At 37.0% G+C, this 22465-nt stretch carries 23 protein-coding genes, 4 tRNA genes and 1 riboswitch; of the genes, 25 read left to right on the top strand and 2 right to left on the bottom strand.

Annotation, left to right across the window (positions count from 1 at the left end):
- The 5 genes from E7L28_RS02850 to E7L28_RS02830 all read left to right on the top strand — a co-directional run bounded on the left by E7L28_RS02850 (position 1) and on the right by E7L28_RS02830 (position 907).
- Positions 1-76: transfer RNA gene (locus E7L28_RS02850), tRNA-Phe, on the top strand.
- A 7-nt stretch (positions 77-83) separates the two neighbouring features.
- Positions 84-158: transfer RNA gene (locus E7L28_RS02845), tRNA-Gly, on the top strand.
- Positions 159-167: 9 nt separating this feature from the next.
- Positions 168-242, top strand: a tRNA-Cys gene (locus tag E7L28_RS02840).
- A gap of 14 nt (positions 243-256) precedes the next feature.
- Positions 257-345 (top strand) — tRNA-Leu (locus tag E7L28_RS02835).
- 106 nt (positions 346-451) lie between these two features.
- On the top strand, positions 452-907 hold the full coding sequence (locus tag E7L28_RS02830) for a 2-thiouracil desulfurase family protein (RefSeq protein WP_004697220.1): 456 nt from the start codon (positions 452-454) through the stop codon (positions 905-907).
- Between the two features lie 94 nt (positions 908-1001).
- Here E7L28_RS02830 and E7L28_RS02825 read toward each other — a convergent pair whose 3' ends face one another.
- On the bottom strand, positions 1002-2834 hold the full coding sequence (locus E7L28_RS02825; protein ID WP_278604416.1) for a phosphoethanolamine transferase: 1833 nt from the start codon (positions 2832-2834) through the stop codon (positions 1002-1004).
- 169 nt (positions 2835-3003) lie between these two features.
- Here E7L28_RS02825 and E7L28_RS02820 point away from each other — a divergent pair, with 169 nt between their 5' ends.
- The 13 genes from E7L28_RS02820 (at position 3004) to E7L28_RS02760 (ending at position 14059) form a co-directional block, all read left to right on the top strand.
- Entirely contained in the window at positions 3004-3729 is a 726-nt protein-coding gene (locus tag E7L28_RS02820) for a segregation and condensation protein A (RefSeq protein ID WP_316691692.1), read from the top strand.
- Positions 3730-3741: 12 nt separating this feature from the next.
- Positions 3742-4251, top strand: a complete 510-nt coding sequence (gene scpB, locus E7L28_RS02815) for an SMC-Scp complex subunit ScpB (RefSeq protein WP_119562923.1) — start codon at positions 3742-3744, stop codon at positions 4249-4251.
- A 1-nt stretch (position 4252) separates the two neighbouring features.
- On the top strand, positions 4253-4981 hold the full coding sequence (locus E7L28_RS02810; protein WP_004697430.1) for a pseudouridine synthase: 729 nt from the start codon (positions 4253-4255) through the stop codon (positions 4979-4981).
- Entirely contained in the window at positions 4978-6225 is a 1248-nt protein-coding gene (locus tag E7L28_RS02805; RefSeq protein WP_316059861.1) for a BaiN/RdsA family NAD(P)/FAD-dependent oxidoreductase, read from the top strand. The genes E7L28_RS02810 and E7L28_RS02805 overlap by 4 nt, the downstream gene beginning before the upstream one ends.
- A gap of 8 nt (positions 6226-6233) precedes the next feature.
- Positions 6234-6917: a (d)CMP kinase gene (gene cmk, locus E7L28_RS02800; protein ID WP_105086519.1), complete on the top strand. Its 684-nt coding sequence runs from the start codon at positions 6234-6236 to the stop codon at positions 6915-6917.
- Positions 6910-7530, top strand: a complete 621-nt coding sequence (locus E7L28_RS02795; RefSeq protein WP_004697382.1) for a lysophospholipid acyltransferase family protein — start codon at positions 6910-6912, stop codon at positions 7528-7530. Before cmk ends, E7L28_RS02795 begins: the two co-directional genes overlap by 8 nt.
- Complete coding sequence (locus E7L28_RS02790; RefSeq protein ID WP_004697305.1) at positions 7521-9419, top strand: bifunctional 4-hydroxy-3-methylbut-2-enyl diphosphate reductase/30S ribosomal protein S1; 1899 nt, start codon at positions 7521-7523, stop codon at positions 9417-9419. The genes E7L28_RS02795 and E7L28_RS02790 overlap by 10 nt, the downstream gene beginning before the upstream one ends.
- A 113-nt stretch (positions 9420-9532) precedes the next feature.
- Entirely contained in the window at positions 9533-10867 is a 1335-nt protein-coding gene (gene der / locus E7L28_RS02785; protein ID WP_008600817.1) for a ribosome biogenesis GTPase Der, read from the top strand.
- Positions 10867-11463 carry a glycerol-3-phosphate 1-O-acyltransferase PlsY gene (gene plsY / locus E7L28_RS02780; protein WP_008713826.1) on the top strand — a complete coding sequence of 199 codons (597 nt, stop codon included), beginning with the start codon at positions 10867-10869 and terminating at the stop codon, positions 11461-11463. Before der ends, plsY begins: the two co-directional genes overlap by 1 nt.
- Before the next feature lie 3 nt (positions 11464-11466).
- Positions 11467-12465: an NAD(P)H-dependent glycerol-3-phosphate dehydrogenase gene (locus E7L28_RS02775; protein WP_316059864.1), complete on the top strand. Its 999-nt coding sequence runs from the start codon at positions 11467-11469 to the stop codon at positions 12463-12465.
- A 67-nt stretch (positions 12466-12532) separates the two neighbouring features.
- Positions 12533-13084 (top strand): 16S rRNA (guanine(966)-N(2))-methyltransferase RsmD, encoded by a 552-nt coding sequence (rsmD, locus tag E7L28_RS02770; protein WP_316604007.1) that lies wholly within the window; start codon positions 12533-12535, stop codon positions 13082-13084.
- Between the two features lie 4 nt (positions 13085-13088).
- Entirely contained in the window at positions 13089-13580 is a 492-nt protein-coding gene (gene coaD / locus E7L28_RS02765) for a pantetheine-phosphate adenylyltransferase (RefSeq protein ID WP_004693226.1), read from the top strand.
- 11 nt (positions 13581-13591) lie between these two features.
- Positions 13592-14059 (top strand): hypothetical protein, encoded by a 468-nt coding sequence (locus E7L28_RS02760; RefSeq protein ID WP_004693228.1) that lies wholly within the window; start codon positions 13592-13594, stop codon positions 14057-14059.
- A 162-nt stretch (positions 14060-14221) separates the two neighbouring features.
- Here the strand turns inward: E7L28_RS02760 and E7L28_RS02755 are convergent, their stop codons facing one another.
- Positions 14222-15937, bottom strand: coding sequence for an Rqc2 family fibronectin-binding protein (locus tag E7L28_RS02755; protein ID WP_316059867.1), 1716 nt, complete (start codon positions 15935-15937; stop codon positions 14222-14224).
- Positions 15938-16063: 126 nt separating this feature from the next.
- On the opposite strand from E7L28_RS02755, the gene E7L28_RS02750 reads away from it, so the two are divergent.
- The 7 genes from E7L28_RS02750 to metK all read left to right on the top strand — a co-directional run bounded on the left by E7L28_RS02750 (position 16064) and on the right by metK (position 22435).
- On the top strand, positions 16064-16945 hold the full coding sequence (locus E7L28_RS02750; RefSeq protein ID WP_012864304.1) for a YicC/YloC family endoribonuclease: 882 nt from the start codon (positions 16064-16066) through the stop codon (positions 16943-16945).
- 14 nt (positions 16946-16959) lie between these two features.
- A complete protein-coding gene (remA, locus tag E7L28_RS02745; protein ID WP_004695657.1) occupies positions 16960-17229 on the top strand; it encodes an extracellular matrix/biofilm regulator RemA in 270 nt (89 codons plus the stop codon).
- A gap of 8 nt (positions 17230-17237) precedes the next feature.
- On the top strand, positions 17238-17867 hold the full coding sequence (gene gmk / locus E7L28_RS02740) for a guanylate kinase (protein WP_004697194.1): 630 nt from the start codon (positions 17238-17240) through the stop codon (positions 17865-17867).
- A gap of 4 nt (positions 17868-17871) precedes the next feature.
- The gene (gene rpoZ, locus E7L28_RS02735; protein ID WP_004695660.1) at positions 17872-18087 is read left to right on the top strand and encodes a DNA-directed RNA polymerase subunit omega; all 216 of its coding nucleotides are present in this window, start codon (positions 17872-17874) and stop codon (positions 18085-18087) included.
- A 52-nt stretch (positions 18088-18139) separates the two neighbouring features.
- Positions 18140-19345 (top strand): bifunctional phosphopantothenoylcysteine decarboxylase/phosphopantothenate--cysteine ligase CoaBC, encoded by a 1206-nt coding sequence (coaBC, locus tag E7L28_RS02730; protein WP_278457546.1) that lies wholly within the window; start codon positions 18140-18142, stop codon positions 19343-19345.
- Between the two features lie 41 nt (positions 19346-19386).
- Positions 19387-21051 (top strand): SulP family inorganic anion transporter, encoded by a 1665-nt coding sequence (locus tag E7L28_RS02725; RefSeq protein ID WP_316604006.1) that lies wholly within the window; start codon positions 19387-19389, stop codon positions 21049-21051.
- A gap of 44 nt (positions 21052-21095) precedes the next feature.
- Positions 21096-21196, top strand: a riboswitch (SAM riboswitch).
- 48 nt (positions 21197-21244) lie between these two features.
- Positions 21245-22435 (top strand): methionine adenosyltransferase, encoded by a 1191-nt coding sequence (gene metK, locus E7L28_RS02720; protein ID WP_004695665.1) that lies wholly within the window; start codon positions 21245-21247, stop codon positions 22433-22435.
- Positions 22436-22465 lie beyond the last annotated feature (30 nt).

The raw sequence follows: 22465 nt of genomic DNA, 5'->3' as shown, positions 1-22465 counted from the left end.
GCCTCGGTAGCTCAGTTGGTAGAGCAACGGACTGAAAATCCGTGTGTCGACAGTTCGATTCTGTCCTGAGGCACCATTTATATGCGGGAATAGCTCAGCGGTAGAGCACCGCCTTGCCAAGGCGGGGGTCGCGAGTTCGAATCTCGTTTCCCGCTCCAATTTTATATGGCGGCATAGCCAAGCGGTAAGGCAGAGGTCTGCAAAACCTTTATTCCCCAGTTCGATTCTGGGTGCCGCCTCCACAATCGTTACCCATGCCGGGGTGGCGGAACAGGCAGACGCAACGGACTTAAAATCCGTCGGTTGGAAACAACCGTACCGGTTCGATTCCGGTCCTCGGCACCAATTAAGACTAACTTTGCGTTAGTCTTTTTTCTTATATACAATTAAAACGATTTGTGAAAATTATTACTATAAGTTACGTATAAATATATAAGAGATAGATAAATCTATGAATAAGAAACCTAAGTTATTGATTAGTGAATGCCTATTTGGTGTACCCTGTCGATATGATGGCAAAGACAATTATATAGAAACGATAGAGGCTCTAAAGGAATATTATGAATTAGTACCAGTATGTCCGGAAGTGTTAGGGGGACTTAGTACGCCTCGTGATCCTGCGGAGCGTCAGGGTAAACGTATATGTACTGTTAATGGAGCTGATGTTACAGATGAGTTTGTAAGAGGTGCTCAATTAACAGTTGATATTGCACTAAAATATGGTTGCAAGCAAGCTTTGATGAAGGCGAAAAGTCCTAGCTGTGGATATAAGTGCATTTATGATGGAACTTTTACTAGAACATTGAAAAATGGTCATGGATGTACTGTAGAGGCTCTATTAGAAAAGAATATAAGAATTTATACGGAAAATGATATAGAGCTTTTGCTTGCAGAAAAAAAGAGATGAGTTAAACTCATCTCTTTTTGGTTATATTAAGTTGTTTTACTATTAAAATAACTTAATACAATAGAAAAATAATGGCTACAATATCAATTAAAGACTACTTGTTTGTATTAACAGGATCATTTGCTAATGGTTGTTCACCAAGTAATGTAGTTAAGTTATGTAGATTAAATCGATATTGAGCATTACTAAAATCTCGTGTTGCATCATATCGTTGACTTGGAGCATGCATGAGACCAACTAATGTATCGTATAGCAAATCATTAGTAAAGAATTGATGCTCGTGTTTTGCAAGTACCTCAGCAGTCTGTGGATAGGTTGAGCGATATTGTGGAGATAGGTATACCCAGAATGGAATATGTGTCATAACAAAATCAAATGTATCAGGGTTATGCGATTTGTCTAAACTTTCACCGTGATCGGAGAAATACACCATGGCTTGTAAGTTTAATTTGTCTTTGCCATAATTGTAAATTTGTTGTAATAACCAGTCTGTGTATAATTGGCTGTTAGCATATGCTTCTTGACCATCAGGATACGGACCTTGTTTCCACTTGCTAAATTCATGCGGGTAACGATCATTGTAATAAATATGACTACCCATAATATGTATAACGATAAAGTTGTTCTTGGTAGGATCTACAGTTTCTAATAATGGCAATAGAGCTTCATCATATCGATCTGAGAATGCATAAGATTCATGGGCCCATTTTGTTGTGTCTGCAGTCTTAGCCATTAATGAAATAGCTGTATCATATTCACCGAATACACCTTGATTGCTAAACCAAGAAGTCGTGTATCCCGCTTTTTTAGCAATATCTAAGATATTGGCTGAATCAAGAAATGGTTTATCATCATATTGATTTCGTTCAGATAGTGCACGCTCCAAGGTTGGTACTGTTTGTACGTACGATGAATAGGCATTATCAAAGAAAATAAAGTCTTTATTGTCCGAACGCATATTGCCTTGCCATGGAGTATCGTCATATGGGAAGTTTGGATTATATACTTTCATATAATCTCGAGAACTAGATTCGCCAATGACTAGAATAATAGTACCAGGTGTTTTGTTCACCGCTGTTTCCTTTGTGTCTAAATTAAAGGAATCAAATACTAAGTGGTGATTATCATTATATTGTTGCATTTGTTTTACATAATCGCCTGCAGCAATCCAGTTCGCCACAATACAGGTTTGTGGGAACAAGAAGAATGGTACATATACTAAAAAAGCTACAAGGGATGCGATAAGCATAGCTGACCGCATAGGACGTGTAGTATTTAAGTTTACTACTGCTTTCATACCTAAGTTAGACCAGTACAATAAATAAGTCCATAAGATAAGACCAATACTTATTGCTATAAGACCAGGTATTCCAGCTGCATTCTTTAAAAAACCAAATGCTTCTTCTGGATTGGTCATATATACGGCTAGCAGACTGGCTGGCGTTAAGCAATGCCAAGTAGTCATGTAATAGCCGATCTGTAAGAATGGTATTAAGCTCAGAATCATGGAAATGATAGCCATGATTAAGGATGTTGTTTTATGGAAGCGATTTGTTTGGTTCAGTAAAAACTGAATGCCTGATAATCCCATGAAAATTAATAAGCCAAATAAAAAATCATTAGCAAATTCATAGAAGTATAATGGCTTCACATAGGACCAATGGAATAAAAGAGGAAAGGTAAGTGCCCATAAGATTCCGACTAGGCCATACCCTAAAAAAGGCCTGTGGAAAACGGTACACCCCATAAAATATTGAAATAAAAAGGTACCTACAATTGTTGGTACAGCTAAAATCGTAATATCCTCTACATCAAGCCCTAAGGTTATGGGCTCATAAATTAAAAATAAAATGATATATAAAACAATACCTATAATACCAAAGCGAAAAATTGGATTTCGCCCAATTTGCCTCACACTCGATGACATAATAAATCCTCTCTAAAAGGAATACACAATAACGTATCTTTTTTTAATATAAAATAATTACAATAATAAAGATAGCAGATGAGTGTAAAAAAAACAATTATTTGAAAGTACTACTATAAATGCTTTATAATTATATAGTTAAAAACATTTTTTCTGAGGATTGGGTTTTATGGGAGATTATAACTACAAGTTGGACGTTTTTGAAGGTCCCCTTGATCTGCTCTTGCATCTCATTGAAAAACATAAAATAGAAATTACCGATATTCCTATCGTTGAAATAACGAGTCAATACTTGGCATATCTAGACAATTGGAACCATTTTGATATTCATTATAGTAGTGAATTTCTTGTTATGGCATCTACCTTATTACAGATTAAATCACGCATGTTATTACCTAAGGCTGAACCTGAGCCCGATGAAGCAGAGGATCCACGTGACGAGTTGGTAGCAAAATTAGTAGAATTTAAGAAAATTAAGGATATTACATCTCTATTAATGGAGCGTACCGCTGTATCTGCGAATATATTTAGTCGTCCTGAAGAAACGAGTGTGCTTGGATTAGATAGTGTATATAATTTGGAACTTTCACAGTTATATCAAATTTTTTATCAAACTATAAAACGAGCTAAAGAGTTACCAGAAGAAGAGACGATTCGTGAGGTAAAGGTTGAAAAGGATACGTATAGTTTAGAGGACATGATTATATCCTTGTCTAGTCGGATACATCGTGGCGAATGTCTATATTTTGGGGAGTTATTAGTAGCAATTGAAACGAAAAGTGGTATGGTAACCATCTTTATGGCTGTTTTAGAATTGTTAAAACAACAAGTTATGGAAATGCGTTATGAAGATGATGATATTATATTCACTGCTATCTTAGAGCGGGCCGTGTAGAAAGGGGGCTATATGAGCTTACCAACGATGCATTTAGAAGCCGTTTTGTTTTCATCGGCAAAGCCTATATCGATAGATATGTTAGCAGAAGTGTTTGGGCTTTCTACAGAGGAGACACAAAAATATATAGAAGAATTACAACGAGAACTAGAAGAACAGAATCGAGGTATTCGAATACGTATATCTGGAGCCGGTGTTGAATTAGTAAGCGCTGTTGAATGTGCTGATTATGTTGGGCATATTCGTAAAAGAGAAGATAAATTATCTAATGCGGCTATGGAAACATTAGCTGTTATCGCCTATAAGCAGCCTATTACAAAGGCTGAAATCGAAGAGGTGCGCGGTGTAAATAGCGATAAAATTATAAAACAATTATTGACTCGATCTCTTATAGCTGAATTAGGTCATAAGGATACTGTAGGTAGACCGATTCTATATGGCACGACTGATGAATTTTTGAGAAGTGCTGGTGTAGAATCGATAGAAGCCTTACATCAAGAAGTTTCGGAAACAGAAGGGTAGCATGGAACGATTACAAAAATATATTGCCAGTTGTGGTATTGCATCACGGCGTAAGGCAGAAGAACTAATTACAGAAGGTAAAGTACAGGTCAATGGTCGCAAGGTAACCGAATTAGGGGTCAAAATTAATCCACAAAAAGATAAGGTTAAGGTTAATGGGCAATTATTGGCTCAAGAGAAACCAGTATATTATTTGTTAAATAAGCCAAAGGGGGTCATTACATCTGTGTCTGACCCTCAAGGTCGAGAAACGGTTTTAGATTATATAAAAAATGAAACGAAACGAATTTACCCTATTGGTCGTCTCGATTTATATACAGAAGGTTTGTTACTGCTTACGAATGATGGAGAGTTGGCACAAAATCTAACGCATCCATCTAAAGGCGTGGAAAAGACTTATGAAGTTCGTATCAAAGGTCGTGTTCGCGATGATGATTTGCAAATTATTGCAAATGGTGTAGAGCTTGAAGATGGTATAACTGCACCTGCAACAATTGTAGATTTAGGTTTTGATGATCATAATGGTGTACATGAAGTAGAAATTACAATTCATGAAGGTCGCAATCGTCAAGTTCGTCGTATGTTTGAACACTTTGGCTATCGTATTCATAATTTAAAACGCATTGCGTATGCTGGTCTTACTTTAGGTGGTGTGAAACGAGGCGCTTCTCGTCAACTAACAATTCGTGAAGTAAAAGCGCTAAAAGCATTGGGGACAGATAAGGCATGAAGCAAATCATAGTCATTGGCGGTGGTGCGGCAGGTCTAATGGCAGCTGTTATAGCAGGCCGTGAAGGAGCACGCGTCATCTTATTGGAAAAAATGAATATGGTTGGCAAGAAAATGGGCATTACCGGTAAAGGTCGCTGTAATATTACGAATAGTGCAGATATGGCCGAATTTATAAAAAATACGCCTGGTAATGGTAAGTTCTTGTACGGTGCCTATGAACGCTTTAGTAATGAAGATCTTCTGGACCTATTGCATAGCTGGGGGTTAAAAACTAAAGTAGAACGTGGGGGACGAGTGTTTCCTGAATCCGATTCTGCATTAGAAGTACGCAATATCTTTATGAAAATCCTAAAAAAGTATAATGTTCAAGTTCATTTAAATGAACCTGTTACATCGATTACTGTACAGGAAAATCGTGTAGTTGGTGTTACAACGGATAAGGAACAATATGCTTGTGATGCTGCTATTATTTGTACTGGTGGTGCATCTTATCCATTGACAGGTTCTACTGGTGATGGTTACGTTTTAGCCGAAAAAGTGGGACATACTATTACTGATATTCGTCCATCCTTAGTCCCTATCGTTACAAACGAAACGTGGGTAAAGGAAATTATGGGGCTTAGTCTTCGTAATGTTGAGGTATCCGTAATTTCTAAAAGTAAGGTACAAGCTAAACAATTTGGGGAAATGATGTTTACTCATTTTGGTCTTACGGGGCCTACAATTTTATCATTAAGTCACATGGTAGGTAAGTTGCTTCGTAAGAAAAATCCTCAAATTACCATTGAAATTAATCTTAAGCCTGCTTTAACTGCAGAAGTATTGGATAAGCGCTTGCAAAAGGATTTTGACTTATATTCTAAAAAACAATTGGCTAATGGGATGAGGAATTTACTACCTGTAAATCTTATTCCCATTGTTATAAAGCTTGCTGAGTTAAATCCGGCTAAACCAATTAATCAAATTACAAAGGAAGAGCGTTTGCGCTTATGTCGTGTATTGCAACATATGACAGTAACTGTTAAGGAATTACGACCTGTAGCGGAAGCTATTGTTACAGCAGGTGGTATTTCATTAAAAGAATTTAATCCTAAAACTATGGAGTCTAAATTGATTGGTGGTTTATATGGTGCTGGTGAAGTACTAGACATAGATGCTTTTACAGGAGGCTATAATTTACAAGCTGCCTTTTCCACAGGCTATGTGGCGGCTATGCATGCCGTACACGGTGATGAAGAATAGAGGTTATTATGAACACTAAAAAAATTGCCATTGCTATTGATGGTCCTGCTGGGGCTGGTAAAAGTAGCATTTCTAAAGTAGTGGCCAATGAATTAGGGTATTTATATATCGATACAGGTTCCATGTATCGCGGTGTTACATGGGCAGTTCTTGATAGTCAAATCGATGTTAAGGATCAAGCTGCTGTAGAAGCTTTATTACCTTCTTTAAATTTGACTTTAGAGCCTACTGCAACAGCATGCAAGGTCTATATTAAAGGGAAAGATGTTACATCATTAATTCGCCAGCAGCAAATTAATGATAATGTATCGACTATAGCTTCTTATAAAGGGGTTCGAAAATATTTGGTAGAACGCCAACAAGAGATGGCCGCCGTTGGGGGAGTTATATTAGATGGACGTGATATCGGTTCTGTCGTATTACCTAATGCAGAGCTAAAAATTTATTTAACCGCTTCTGTAGATGCACGTGCAAAACGTAGATGGTTAGAAGTACAAGGTACATCAAACGAGCAAACACTAGACGAAATTAAAAAGAATGTTGTTAGTCGTGATGAAATGGATAAAAATCGTGAAGAGTCTCCACTTGTATGCGTTGAAGATGCAGTGGTTGTAGACTCTAGCGATATGAATTTCGATGAAACTGTGGCATATATATTGAATTTAGTGCAGGAGACAATCAATCATGAATAAATTTTCAACCTGGTTATGGCGTACCGCTTTTTGGCTTCGCTATAAGGTAGGGTATGGACTGAAAGTATATGGTCGTGATAATTTTCCAATGGAAGGACCCGTTATCGTGGTGCCTAATCATTTAAGTAATAATGATCCCCCTATCTGTGGCTATGCTTTGCCTAGACATGTACACTTTATGGCTAAACAAGAATTATTTGTGAATCCTATTTCGCGTTTTTTTTGTACATGGCTTGGTGCATTTCCGTTAAATCGCGGTGCTATTGATAAAGTTGCTATTCGTCATGCCATGGGACTACTTAAAGATAATAAGGTTTTAGGCATATTTGCAGAAGGTAACCGTCAAAAAAGTGGTAAGCTTGGTAAATTTCATGATGGTGCAGCATCAATTGCTCTTAGAACAGCGGTTAGCATAGTGCCTGTTGCTATCATTGGCTCTCACAATATGGAACGTAATAAAGTGGCTTGTATTATTGGTAAACCGATTCCAGTTGAAAAAGCTAAAGCGACTCCAGAAGCGATTCAAAAAGTAAATGATAGTGTTAAAAGTGAAATCCAACGAATGATAGATTCTTATCATAACAATTGTATAGAGGAGACTTTATGGAAATAATTTTGGCTAAAAACCATGGTTTTTGCTATGGTGTAAAACGGGCTGTTGAAATGGCAAATGAAGCTGCAAATAACGATGGTAAAAGCTATACATTAGGGCCTATTATTCACAATCCTCAAGTTGTAGGTCGTCTTGAAGATAAAGGGGTAAGCCCTGTTCAAGAAGTGTCTGATATCGCTGAAGGCACAATGATTATTCGCTCTCATGGTGTAGGACCTGCTATTTACGAAGAGGCAGAAGAAAAAGGATTACATGTTGTGGATGCCACATGTCCACATGTAAAAAAAGCACAGCAAGATGCAAAGTCTGTTATAGATGAAGGTATGACTTTGGTGATTTTGGGAGAAAAAAACCATCCTGAGGTCAAAAGCATTAATTTATGGGCAAATAACGAAGGAATAATCATCGAAGATGAAGAATCCGCCCAAAAACTACAAGTTGTGGAAAAAATGGGCGTTGTTGTACAAACAACCTTTTCACAATTCAAATTTAACAGTATAATAGACATATTAGAGAAAAAATCTAAGAATCTTAAGGTTTTCAAAACGATATGCAATGCAACGCAAGAACGACAGAATTCTGCCGTTGATTTAGCACGTAATGTAGATCTTATGATAGTGATAGGCGGTAAGAACAGCGGCAACACAAACCGATTGGCAGAGGTTTGTCGTGACGTTGGATGTACAACGTATCACATTGAAACTTCTACTGAATTACAACTGGAATGGTTTAACCGAGTACAGACGGTAGGAGTAACAGCAGGAGCATCGACTCCCGACTGGATTATTAAGGAGGTCATTGAGACAATGAAAGATTTTGCAGAATTATTAGCAGCCGAAGGTCAAGAAGAATTTAAGAAAGGGAACGTTGTAGAAGGTACAGTAGTTCAAGTCGAAGATGAACGAGCTTATGTATCTTTTGGCTACAAAACTGAAGCCATTTTGAACAGAACTGAAATTTCTTATCCAGCACCAGAATCTGCCAAAGATGTGTTAAAAAATGGTGATGAAATTAAAGCAGTTATCATGAATCACATCAAAGAAGATAATCCTATTTATCTTTCCATGACTCGCTTGGCTAAAGATGAAGATTGGCAATATGTTATCGAAGCACAAGAAAAAGATGAAGCTATCGTATGTAAAGGTATTGATGCTATCCCAGCAGGTTTAGTAGTAACAGTTAAATCCCTTCGTGGTTTCATTCCATTGTCCCAAGGTGATGTTCATTTTGTGAAATCCTTGGACAACTTGGTTGGTACAGAATTTGAAGCTAAAGTACTTGAAATCGATGAAAAGAAAAACCGTTTGGTTCTTTCTCGTCGTGCAGTATTGGAAGTGGAACGTCAAGCTAAATTAGCTGAAGCATTGAAAAATATCAACGTTGGCGAAAACTATAAAGGTATCGTTCGTAAAATTATGCCTTATGGTGCATTCGTAGATATCGGCGGTATTGAAGGTTTACTTCACATTTCCGATATTTCTTGGCAAAAAATCAAAAAAGTGGAAGATGTTCTTTCCGTTGGCCAAGAAATCGAAGTTAAATTACAATCTTTCGACGCTGAAAGCAATAAATTATCCTTGTCCTTAAAAGCTTTATCTAAGAGCCCATGGGACGTTGCTGAAGAAACATTGCATGTTGGCGATGTTATTAACGGCAAAGTTGTTCGTTTAGTAGCTTACGGTGCATTCGTAGCTGTTAATGACGACATCCAAGGTTTACTTCACATTTCTCAAATTACAAAACAACGTAATGCGAAAGTTGAAGATTACTTGAATCGTGGTCAAGAAGTTGAAGTTAAAATCATTTCTCTTAACAAAGATGAAAAGAAATTGGGTTTGGCTTTGACTGAATTGATGGAATCAAAAGAAACTGCAGAAGACGCTGAATAATTCATTGTCTAATATAAGGCTAGCCAAGGTTTCCTTGGTTAGCCTTTTTGCGTACTTTACTTAGTATATGATAAAATATAGTAATGTATTAGATTAGATAATGAGGTGAAACTATGGCAAAACCATTAGTGGCTGTTGTAGGCCGTCCAAACGTAGGTAAATCTACACTTTTTAATGCCATTGTTAATAAACGTATCTCTATCGTTGAAGATATTCCTGGTGTGACAAGGGACCGTATTTACTTCGATGCAGAGTGGTTAAATCGTGAGTTTACAATGATCGATACTGGTGGTATCGAGTTCATTACTGACAATAGTCATGTTATTCCTAAGATGATGCGACTACAAGCGGAATTAGCAATTGAAGAAGCAGATGTAATTCTATTTGTCGTTGATGGTAAACAAGGTATTGTACCTGCTGATGAAGAGGTCGCAAATATTCTTAGAGCTAGTGGAAAACCTGTTGTACTCGTAGTTAATAAGATTGATAGTGTAAATCAAGAACCGAATATTTATGAATTTTACAATCTTGGTTTGGGGGACCCCATTGGTATTTCCGCTAAAAATCTTATGAATTTAGGTGATCTATTGGATGATACTGTAAAACATTTTCCTCCAGTAGGTACTAATGTAGATGATGAAGATACTATTCATGTTGCTATTATAGGTCGTCCAAATGTGGGTAAATCTTCTTTGACTAACGCATTGTTAGGACAAGATCGTGTAATTGTATCTGATGTAGCAGGTACTACTCGAGACTCTATTGATACGTATTGGACTCATGAGAATCAAAAGTTTGTACTTATTGATACAGCAGGTATGCGTCGTAAGTCTAAAATCGAAGAAGCCGTTGAACGATATAGTATTGTTCGTTCTTTGCGATCAGTAGATCGTGCTGATATTGTAGTCCTTGTACTAGATGCTCAAGATGGTGTTACAGAACAAGATAAAAAAATTGCAGGTTACGCTTACGAAGCTGGCAAGGGTGTAGTGATTGTTGTAAATAAATGGGATCTTGTTGAAAAAGATGACAAAACAACATTGCGTTTTACTGAAGATATTTATGATGAATTAGGTTTCTTGCAGTTTGCACCTATCCTGTTTGCTTCTGCTTTAACTAAGCAACGTATTCATCGTTTAGCTGATATGTTGAAGTTCGTATCTGAACAACAATACCGTCGTGTATCTACAGGGACGTTAAATCAATTATTACAAGATGCACAAACCGTAAATCCTGTGCCGTCTCGCAATGGTAGAATTCCAAAAATCTATTATATGACGCAAGCTAGTGTTAAGCCGCCTACATTCATTTTATTTGTAAATGAACCAGAGCTAATTCACTTCTCTTATATGCGTTTCTTAGAGAATCGATTGCGTGAATCCTTTGGTTTTGAAGGAACACCGATTCGTTTAGTATTACGTGGCAAGAAACGGGATGATGAAGACTAATGGATATTATGATTATTGTATATGCTGTATTATCATATCTTATCGGTTCGATTCCTAGTGGATTAATTATAGGTAAGTTTTTCTTTAATACAGATGTACGGCAATATGGCTCTAAAAATATTGGCGCTACTAATACATATCGTGTTATAGGTCTTAAAGCAGCCTTACCTGTATTTCTATGTGATGCTTTAAAAGGGGCAGTAGGAGTAGTGCTACTCTCACCCTATGGGCCTATGTTTATGATCTTAGGTGGTATTCTTGGAATGATGGGGCATAACTGGTCTGTTTTTCTGGGCTTTAAAGGTGGTCGTGGCGTTGCTACGGGTTTAGGTGTACTTATTGCTCTTTCACCAATAGTAGCATTGATTTGCTTTTTGGTATGGGGTGTTATCGTATACTTCACTAAACTTGTATCTTTAGGCTCTATCATTGCCGCTGCATTAGTACCAGTACTGATGTATTTCACTGGAGAATCCTTCTGGTTTGTTGGCTTTGGCGGATTAGCAGCTTTGTTTGTCATTGTACGTCACTGGGATAATATTAAGCGTCTACTTGCTGGAAATGAGTTAAAAGTAGAGCGTATTAAAAAGGATTAAAGAATGAATGTTGTTGTTATCGGCTCTGGTAGTTGGGGGACGGCCCTTGCTATTAAATCCGTTTTAGCTAGAAATACTACAACTATATATTGTCGTCGTCCAGAATTTGCGGATAAACTTGCAAAAGACTTAGAGAATAAAGACTATTTACCAGGTGTAAAACTTCCAGAAGAATTACAATATAGTTCTGATTTAGAGGCTTGTATTAGTAATGCTGAAGTGGTATTAATGGTTACTCCTTCTGTACATGTACGTACCAGTTTAGAGGCTATTAAACCGTATGCTCATAAAAATCAAGCCTATATTCTATGTTCAAAAGGTGTAGAACGAACCAGTGGCAAACTTTTGACGATTGTGATGAAAGAGGTTCTTGCTACCATAGGGTGTAATTTAGCGGTTTTGTCTGGACCTAATCATGCAGAAGAGGTTGGTCGCAACTTACCTGCTGCATCTGTGCTGAGTACTGAAAGCCTAGAGGTAGCTACAACATTGCAAAAGGCATTATGTAGTCAAAATTTTAGAATTTATGCAAATACTGATATGATTGGTGTTGAACTAGCAGGAGCCACGAAAAACATCATTGCCCTTGCAGCTGGTATTGCAGATGGTTTAGCTTTAGGGGATAATTGTAAGGCTTTACTATTAACACGTGGTCTTCATGAGATGACTCGATTTGGGGTGGCCTTAGGGGCCAAAAAAGAAACCTATGCTGGTCTTGCTGGTATGGGGGATTTGATTGCTACTTGTATGAGCCCACATGGTCGTAACCGTGCGGCTGGTCAAAAACTAGCCGAGGGTAAGACTATGGATTTTATTGTTAATCATACTAATATGGTTGTAGAAGGATTTTTCGCAACAGAAATTATTTATACAATGGCTTGTAAACATCAAATTGAAATGCCTATAACGAAGGCTTTATATGAGGTTTTATACGAAAAAAAATCTCCATCCATAGCATTAGCTGAGTTGATGGGGCGTGATATTAAAATTGAAGTATCATAAATAAAAGATACTTTTAATTTGGTTATTTATATACTATAATTAATGAGTATAATCTTGTGAGGGTTGTATGCGAATTATTGGCGGAACTGCTAAGGGACATGCTATAAAAGCACCTAAAGGATTAGATACTAGGCCTACACTTGATCGTGTTCGTGAAAGTGTATTTAATGTATTAGCAAATAGAGGTATATTTGGTTCTGATGTACTAGATATATTTTCTGGCACTGGTGCAGTAGCAATTGAAGCCTTAAGTCGTGGTGCAGCACATGCAGTAGCAGTGGACTTTAAAACGGGAAAACTAATTTTAGAGAATGCTAAACATTGTCGTGTGGATGATCGGTTAGAAATTATTCCGAGGAAACTTTCACAATTAAAAAATTATATGGTAGGGCGACAGTTCGATTATATATTTTCTGACCCGCCATATGAAAATGGATTTATACAAGATACCATAGATTTGGTTGTAAACTATGATTTGTTAAAACCTGAAGGTGTTTTATTATTAGAACATCATAAGGATGAGGTTTTTACCTTACCAGAATTATGGGAATGTATAAAAGAACAGAAATTTGGTTATACGGTAGTTTCCTATTTTGTAAAGACAGCCGAAAGGAGCTAAACCTGTGCGTATAGGTGTATGTCCGGGTAGTTTTGACCCAGTTACTAATGGACATGTTGATATTTTTGAACGGGGCAGCCGATTGGTTGATAAATTAATCATTGCTGTCAGCTCAAATCCGAATAAAAATTCCTTATTTTCTATGGAAGAACGGGTTGAGATGATTCGAAATTCTGTCAAACATATTCCTAATGTTGAAATTGATTGTACAGGTGGCTTGCTCAATGAGTATGTTAAATCCAAGAATGCTACTATTATTATTCGAGGATTACGTGCATTGAGCGACTTTGAATATGAATTTCAGCGCGCATTATTTGCAAAATATTTGGATGATGACATTGAAACAGTATTTATTATGACAAATAACAAATACTCTTTTGTCAGCTCCACGGGTATTCGTGAACTAGCTAAATTTGGTGGTAAGCTAGATGGTCTTGTTCCGGATGATGTTAAGGAAAAACTTGAAGAACGCTTTAATACGGTCCATAATAAATAGGGGTGAATTGTATGAAAACAGAAAAATTATTAGAAGATTTAGAGGTTCTTATTGAATCTAGCAGCCGTATTCCTATGACTACAAAACGTATGGTTGAGGAAGACGAAATTATGCGTATTATTGATTCTATTCAGGAATCCTTACCTTTGGAACTTGAAGAATCTCGTCGTATTGTAGCAGATAAAGATAAAGTGTTAGCTGATGCTCAACGTCAGGCTGAAACTTTGATCGATCAAGCTAAAGACTACATTGCTAAATTGACAGCTGAAAGTGAACTTGTAAAACAAGCTCAAGAACAAGCTAATCAAATTATTAATGCAGCAAATCAATCCTCTGATGAGCTGAAAGCTAGCTCCATTCAATATGCTGGTGATGTTCTTAAATATGTTGAAAACAACTTGGAGAAAACATTGGAAAGCTTGCGTCAAAATCGTGAAAGTTTGAAACAAACCGAACAACGTACAGAAGAAAACCAATAGTTTAAACAAAGGCTAGATATCATATTATATCTAGCCTCTTTTTATATTTTAAAGTCCATAGAAAACTTAAGATAAGTAATATCAAATTTCAGATCAATATGTAAAAAAATGTGAGCAAAATAATGAGCCAAAAATAAAAGCGAAGGGATACCTTCGCTTTTATCATTCTCTATAGCTTTCTGGTTTTTTAGGTTCCACAATCATAGTTTGATGGGTATTAAAAATAACAAATCCCAAAGGAGATCCAGGTGGCTTTTTGATATTTTTTATGTATGTATAATCTACAGGAACCTTACTAGTATCACGAGCCTTACTAAAGTAGGCTGCATATTGTGCTACTTTAGATAGAATCATATCGTCTGGCTCAACATTGAGTCTCAAAATAAGGTGCGAACCTTGGATATCTTGTGTATGGAACCAAATGTCAGTTGGCTTTGCAAATCGGTGTGTTAAATATTCGTTTTGTTGATTGTTACGACCGATGAATATTTCACCTTCATCAATTGTTAAGTGAATGTAGTTAGATTTGCCAAGCTTGTAAGATAATGGTTTTTTTGATTTTTTTATGATACCTGCATCCATGCATTCTTTGCGTATTTCTTCTAAGCTTTCACGAGTAGTGGCTAAGGAGATACTGTACAGAATGGATTGTAAGTATGCTAGTTTTGTGGTACTAGCATTGAGTTGGTACTCGCCGCTAACCATACGATTTTTTAGTTTTGTATAAAGCTTATAATACCATTGTGCATTTTCCACAATCGTTAAGTTTGGCTTTAAAGGAATAGTTAAGATTTCGTTTTCTTCGGAAAGAAGATTTTGCAATTCAATAGAAGGCTCATATTGCACTTGAAGGTGTGCATTTATCATTAGAAGATCACCATATAATTTATAGGTTTCCATTTTCTTAGTATCTTCTAATTCATCTTTGATCTTTTGATGGCGACCTTCTTCCTTTTTGATGGCTGCTGTTAAGATTTTTTCTAACTCTTTATCAGCTGTATGAATTGCTTTTGTATTATGAATGGATTCCTCTAAGGCTTCAGAAATAGTGTTGTATTCTTTTAATACCTTATAGTTATGTAATAAAATACTTGCGTAAGCTTTTTTATTGTTATCGTTGACTAAAGTAAACAAACCTTTGCTATTTTCGAGTTTTACCTTGAGGTCGTACAAGGCTTTAGCAAGTGTATCTAGTTGAGAAGTATCTAAATCAGTTATGATTTCTTCACCACTTAATTTGGAAATATATAAAAGCTCATCCAATAAAGGTTTACCAAAACCGTTAAAGATAGCTCGAATAGATTGCTGCACAGAACCATTACCAAAGGAAGTAAGTAGATTTTTTATTTCATTATTATCAAAGTCCATTAAACTTACGCGATTAGCATTTGGTGGTAAATCATACTGTAGCTTTGGACTAATAGAACGTTCACGGTTCATGAGTGGAGAGACGTGAATTAAAGATTCTAAAATAATACCGTCTTGTACAAAAATACAATTGGAATATTTGCCCATTAATTCAACATAAATATATGTACTCGTAATGGAACCGTCCATTTCAAGTTTATCCGTTTGGATGCACATGATTCGGTCGCCATTGATTTGTTCCACCTTTACAATGCGGCTACCTTCAATATGCTTTCGTAAGAACATACAAAGTGAGCTTGGTTCTTTTGGTAAATCTTGCAGTGGTTGACTAAGATACATTGCTGGTGTAGCACCTACGGTAATGATCAAGTTTTGGTCTTCGTTGAGTGCTCGAATTTTAAATAATAATGTAGTTTTATCTATTTGATATAGCTTTTGTATTTGACCTGTTTGTAATCGCTCGTTTATTTCTTTAGCAAGTACAGACATGGTGAGTCCGTCTAAATTCATAGTACTCCTTTCAAATATATTTAGAAGTATAGTTTAGTATACCATAGTGTACATATAATTCTTAGTATTTAACACGGATTGTGTAATTCGTGGTACAATAATAAAAACTACTAAGGAGGATGACTTATGAAAAGTATGACCGGTTTTGGTTCTGGCACAGCAACCAAAGATGGTATTACCTGTACTGTAGAAATTAAGTCCGTAAATGCACGCTTCTTGGATCTATTTATTCGTAGTCCAAAACAAATGAATCCTTTTGAAAGTATTATTCGTGGAATGATACAAGATCGCATTACTCGTGGTAAGGTTGAGGTATCAGTTTCTATTTTAGATGCAGGAGAGCGACCTAAAACTTTCACTATTAATAGTGTATTGAGAAAGCAGATACAAGAGTTATTGGTACAAGAGGAGTTCTATGATAACCCCAAAAAGGTACCTTTACAAGCTGTAAATTCGATTTCTAACGAATGGATTCAACAACAAGATACACCAATTGCTGAAGAGGTACTTTCAGATATTGTAAAAGAAGCAACTACTCAAGCATTAGATGCTTTAATAGCAATGCGAACTGCGGAAGGTCAACATATCAATCAGGATTTATTAGAACGTATCGGAACACTTGAATATATAATTACTAAAATAGACACTAATAAAGCTGGTGCTGTAGAAGCATATCGGGAGCATATAAAAACTAAGATTCAGGAATATTTAATTTCTTTAGAAGCGAGTATTAGTGAAGATCGTTTTATACAAGAAATTGCTCTATTAGCTGATAAGACGGATATTACGGAAGAGATTGTCCGATTTACCTCTCATGTGGTACAATTAAAAAATACACTTGCAGATACAAATTCAATCGGTCGTAAGATTGATTTTATTTTGCAAGAAATGAATCGTGAGGTAAATACAATCGGCTCCAAAGCAATGGATTCGATTATTACTGAGTTTGTGGTTCAACTTAAATGTGAGTTAGAGAAAATTAGAGAACAAGTACAGAATGTAGAGTAATAGGAGGTCTATGAATGAGTATTCAATTACTGAATATAGGCTTTGGTAATATGGTATCTGCTAACCGTGTTATGGCTATTATTAGTCCTGAATCCGCCCCTATAAAGCGGATGGTTCAAGATGCTAGAGATAAGGGATTGCTCATTGATGCCACATATGGTCGTAAGACACGTGCTGTATTAGTTATGGATAGTGGTCAAATTGTATTATCTGCAATTCAACCTGAAACCGTAGCACATCGACTTGTGCAACATGATGTGGATGTAGATACAGTGGAATCATAGGAGTGCATATGTCAGACAGAGGATTATTAATCGTTATATCCGGGCCATCTGGCGCAGGTAAAGGTACGATTTGTGCGAATATTCGTAAAGAAATGCCTAATTTAGTTTATTCCGTTTCTATGACAACCCGTGCTCCACGTGTGGGTGAAAGGGAAGGAATTAACTATTTCTTCCGCTCTAAAGATGAATTTGAGTCTTTACTTAGTGAAGACGCATTCTTAGAATATGCTAAGGTATATGATAATTACTATGGTACTCCAAAACAGCATGTAATGGATTTATTAGATGATGGGAAAAGTGTACTATTAGAAATCGATATTCAAGGCGCTATGCAGGTTAAGGAACGTTTTAGCGATGCTGTATTTATTTACATTGTACCGCCGTCACTATCTGAGTTATCTGAACGTTTACATAATCGTGGCACAGATGCTAAAGAAGTCATTGATAAACGATTGTCATTGGCTTGTTCAGAATTGGCCTTAGCTCATCGCTATGACTATATCGTCGTAAATGATGATTTAGCAGAGGCTTCTGAAAAGGTTGCTTCTATCTTGCGAGCTGAATCTTGTAAGATTAGTCGTAATAAAGAGCAAATTCAATATATTTATAAACAATATCAAGAGTCTAAGGAGAAGTGATAGTATGATGGTAAAACCTCCATTAAAAAAATTGGAAAGCCAAGTAGATAGCAAATATACATTGGTGACTTTAGCGGCTAAACGCGCTCGCGAATTAACAGATGGCGAACCTTGCTTAGCAGAATCTACACATGCGACTGACAAGCCTGTATCTTTGGCATTTTATGAAATTGCTGAAGGTGAAGTGACATATAAACGCACTAAAGAAGGCATTAAATAAAAAATCAATTCCTTGTATCATTGATACAAGGAATTTTTAAAAGGAGAAGAACATGCGCGGAAAACATATCATTGTCGCAGTATCTGCAGGTATTGCAGCGTATAAGGCAATTGAAGTGGTAAGCAGACTTCGTAAAAAAGGGGCTGAAGTAAAGGTTGTAATGACACAAAATGCAACGCATATTGCGTCACCTTTAACATTTGGTGAAATTAGTGGACATCCTGTAGCTTTAGAAATGTTTGAACAAGTTCATCAGTGGGATGTAGAACATATTGCACTGGCCACTTGGGCAGATGCATATGTAGTTGTGCCTGCAACAGCAAATGTGATCGGAAAAATTTATGCAGGCATTGCTGATGATATGTTAACTACAACAATTATGGCCACCACAGCACCTAAGTACCTTTGTCCTGCTATGAATACAGAAATGTATAATAATCCTATTACTCAACGCAATTTAGAAGGATTACGTTCTTTGGGCTACCATATTATGGACCCTGCAGAAGGTTGGTTAGCTTGTGGCATCACTGGTGTAGGACGTTTACCGGAGCCCAAAGCAATTGTGGATTGGCTAGAAGCTAAAATGTGCAGTACCAATGAGTTTGAAGGTACTACTATACTTGTTACAGCTGGCGGAACACAGGAGAGTATTGATCCTGTTCGGTATATTGGAAATCGTTCTAGCGGTAAGATGGGGTATGCCATTGCAGAACAGGCTGCACGCATGGGGGCTAAAGTTATATTAGTAAGTGCTCCCACATCCTTGCCTATACCAAATGGCGTAGACTTTATTTCTGTAGATTCCGCGGTATCTATGCAGGAGGCTGTTGAAGCTCGTTTTAATGATGTTAATGTAGTTATTATGGCTGCCGCTGTTTCTGACTTTAGAGTCCTTCATAAAGCAGAGCAAAAAATAAAAAAAATGGAGTCTATGACCATAGAACTTGTAAAAAATCCAGATATTCTACAAGGGTTGGGCTCTAAAAAAAGTCATCAAATTCTTGTTGGTTTTGCGGCAGAAACAGAACATGTAATCAAGTATGGTCAGGATAAAGTGGCTAAAAAAAATCTAGATATGCTTGTAGCCAATGATGTAAGCAAATCGAATGCAGGTTTTAATGTAGATACGAATGAAGGCTATTTTTTATATCCTGATAAAGAGCCTAAAGAAATGCCTAATATGAAAAAATCTGACCTTGCTCGACATATCCTTAGAGAAGTTATTGATTTAGTAGCAAACAGAACTGACATAAATTAATTCTTGTGTGTGTTGTTTTAAAAAGGGTGTGTTTTTCTTACATGTTTGCTATACAAAAAGCATATTTAGACGGCTCATTAGGAAAAGGAAAATGGAGTAATAATATTATCGCCGGATTGGTCGTAGGGGTTGTGGCTCTGCCTTTAGCAATGGCCTTTGCTATTGCTAGTGGAGTTACACCGCAGGCGGGCATTTATACGGCAATCATTGCAGGTATATTTGTATCCTTGTTTGGTGGCTCCCCTGTTCAGATTGCGGGCCCTACAGGGGCATTTATCGTTCTATTGAGCAGTATCGTTGTCAATTATGGCTTTGAAGGCTTACAAATTGCGACCATGATGGCAGGGATTATTCTCGTTTTAATGAGCGTTGCAAAGTTAGGAACGGTTATACGGTTTATACCCACACCTGTTATTATGGGTTTTACAGCGGGTATTGGTGTTACAATTTGGGTGGGGCAATGGCCATATTTCTTTGGCTTTCCGCAGTTGCCGTATATGGCTCATTTCCATGAAAAATTATGGGCTATGATTCAGTCCTTACCATACTCTGACTTACCTACATTGGGTATTGCGCTCTTAAGCTTAAGTCTACTGTTAGTTTCACCTAAAATCCCATATATCAATAAAGTTCCAGCTCCTATTGTAGCTATGGTTGTTGCTACGGTTATTCAAGCCATCTACCAATTTCCTACGGTTTTAACCATTGGCAGTGCTTTTGGTGGTATACCTCAAGGTTTGTCAGAATTTTCTGTACCCAAATTGAGCTTTGATAAAATCTTATCCTTAATTGGTCCAGCTTTTACAATTGCTATGCTAGGCGCTATTGAATCCTTATTGTCTGCAGTTGTTGCTGATGGTATGAGTGGAACCAAGCATGAATCTAATACTGAACTATTTGGACAAGGATTAGCTAATATATTTGCGCCATTGTTTGGTGGAATTGCATCAACCGGTGCTATTGCGCGAACTGCTACAAATATTCGACAAGGCGGTAATTCTCCGGTGGCAGGGATTGTTCATGCCATTACATTAGGGGCTATCCTTTTATTTTTAGCTCCATATGCAATATATATTCCATTGACATCTATGGCAGCTATATTATTTGTAGTAGCCTATAATATGAGTGATGTACCACGTTTCATACAGATGCTTATTCTCGCACCTCGTCCAGATCAAGTAATATTATTGCTTACTTTTTTCCTGACGATTTTTACGGATTTAGTAGTAGCTGTAAATGTAGGTGTAGTTCTTGCAGTGTTGCAGTTCATGCGCAAAATGGTTAATACAATTGATGTGCATGAAGCAAGTAGTGCCGAATTATCAGCACAGATTAGGCATGAGATTACAATCCATCCAGAAATAATGGTATACACTGTAGAAGGCCCATTATTCTTTGGTGCTATAAGTGCATTTGATAGAGCGTTAAACTCTATACATAAAGATCCTAAATATTTAATCATTCGTTTTGTAAAAGTACCATTTGTAGATTTAACGGGTTTACGTATTTTACGAGGTATTATTGAAGAACTTCAAAAAAGAGGCATAGAAGTTTTGCTTAGTGATGTGAGTTACGATATACGTAGAGAGATGTATAAATCTGATTTCTTGGATATTCTGGGCCGTCATCATATGTATCGTCAGTTTGAAAGTGCCCTTCATAAGGCCGAACATGATTTAGCTTTAAAAGAGGCAAGAGAGGTATAATAATGACTTGCTTTCTCACTGTAAATACACTATAATATTTTTGTAACTCATCAAGAGTAGTGGAGGGATAGGCCCTGTGAAGCTACAGCAACCATTCCAAGCGGAAAAGGTGCTAATTCCTATGACAAATGTCGTTAGATGGGAGGGTCTCTCATGAGTGCATGAGAGACTTTTTTCGTATTAGGAGGATAAAATGGCTGAAAAACATATGTTTTTTACTTCTGAATCTGTTACTGAAGGCCATCCAGATAAAATAGCTGATCAAATTTCTGATGCTGTTTTGGATGCGATTATTGAAAAGGATCCAACTGCTCGTGTGGCTTGTGAAACTTTAGTTACTACTGGTTTAGTTCATGTAGTAGGTGAAATTTCTACTCACACATATGTTGATATTCCTCGCATCGTACGTGATACAATTCGTGAAATTGGTTATACTCGTGCAAAATTTGGTTTTGATTGTGATACTTGTGGTGTACTTGTATCCATCGATGAACAATCTGCGGATATCGCCATGGGCGTTGATGAAGCACTTGAATCAAAAGATGGCAATGGTGAAGTGCTTGATAAAATCGGTGCTGGTGACCAAGGTATGATGTTTGGCTATGCATCTAATGAAACACCTGAACTCATGCCTTTGCCAATTTCCTTGGCACATCGTTTATCTCGTCGACTTACAGAAGTTCGTAAGGATGGGACTTTAACTTACTTACGTCCAGACGGTAAAACTCAAGTTACTGTAGAATATGTTGATGGTAAACCTAAGCGCATTGATACAATTGTTATTTCTACGCAACATAGCCCTGAAGTGACCCAAGAACAAATTAAAGCCGATTTGAAGCGTTATGTAATTGACGCAGCGTTGCCTGCTGAATTCGTTGATGAAAATACTAAATACTTCATCAATCCAACTGGTCGTTTCGTAATTGGAGGCCCTCATGGTGATGCTGGTTTAACTGGCCGTAAAATTATTGTAGATACATACGGTGGTATGGCCCGTCATGGTGGCGGTGCATTTTCTGGTAAGGATCCATCTAAAGTGGACCGTTCTGCAGCATACGCAGCGCGTTATGTAGCTAAAAATGTTGTAGCAGCAGGTCTTGCTGATAAATGTGAAGTGCAAGTTGCTTATGCAATTGGGGTTGCTCATCCTGTATCTATTTTAGTTGATACTTTTGGTACAGGTCGCATAGAGGAAACAAAAATTCAAGAGCTTGTTAAAAAACATTTCGACCTTCGTCCAGCAGGAATCATTGAAATGCTTGATTTGTTAAAGCCTCATTATCGTAAAACTGCAGCGTATGGTCACTTTGGTAGAACTGATGTGGATTTACCTTGGGAACGTACAGATAAAGCACAAATTCTAAAAGAAGAAGCTGGCTTATAATACAAAAGGTCTTGGTAGAATTTCTACTGA

The sequence above is a fragment of the Veillonella parvula genome (assembly GCF_032575955.1).
Classification (GTDB): domain Bacteria; phylum Bacillota; class Negativicutes; order Veillonellales; family Veillonellaceae; genus Veillonella; species Veillonella parvula_J.
This window is presented reverse-complemented; position numbering and strand designations above follow the sequence as displayed.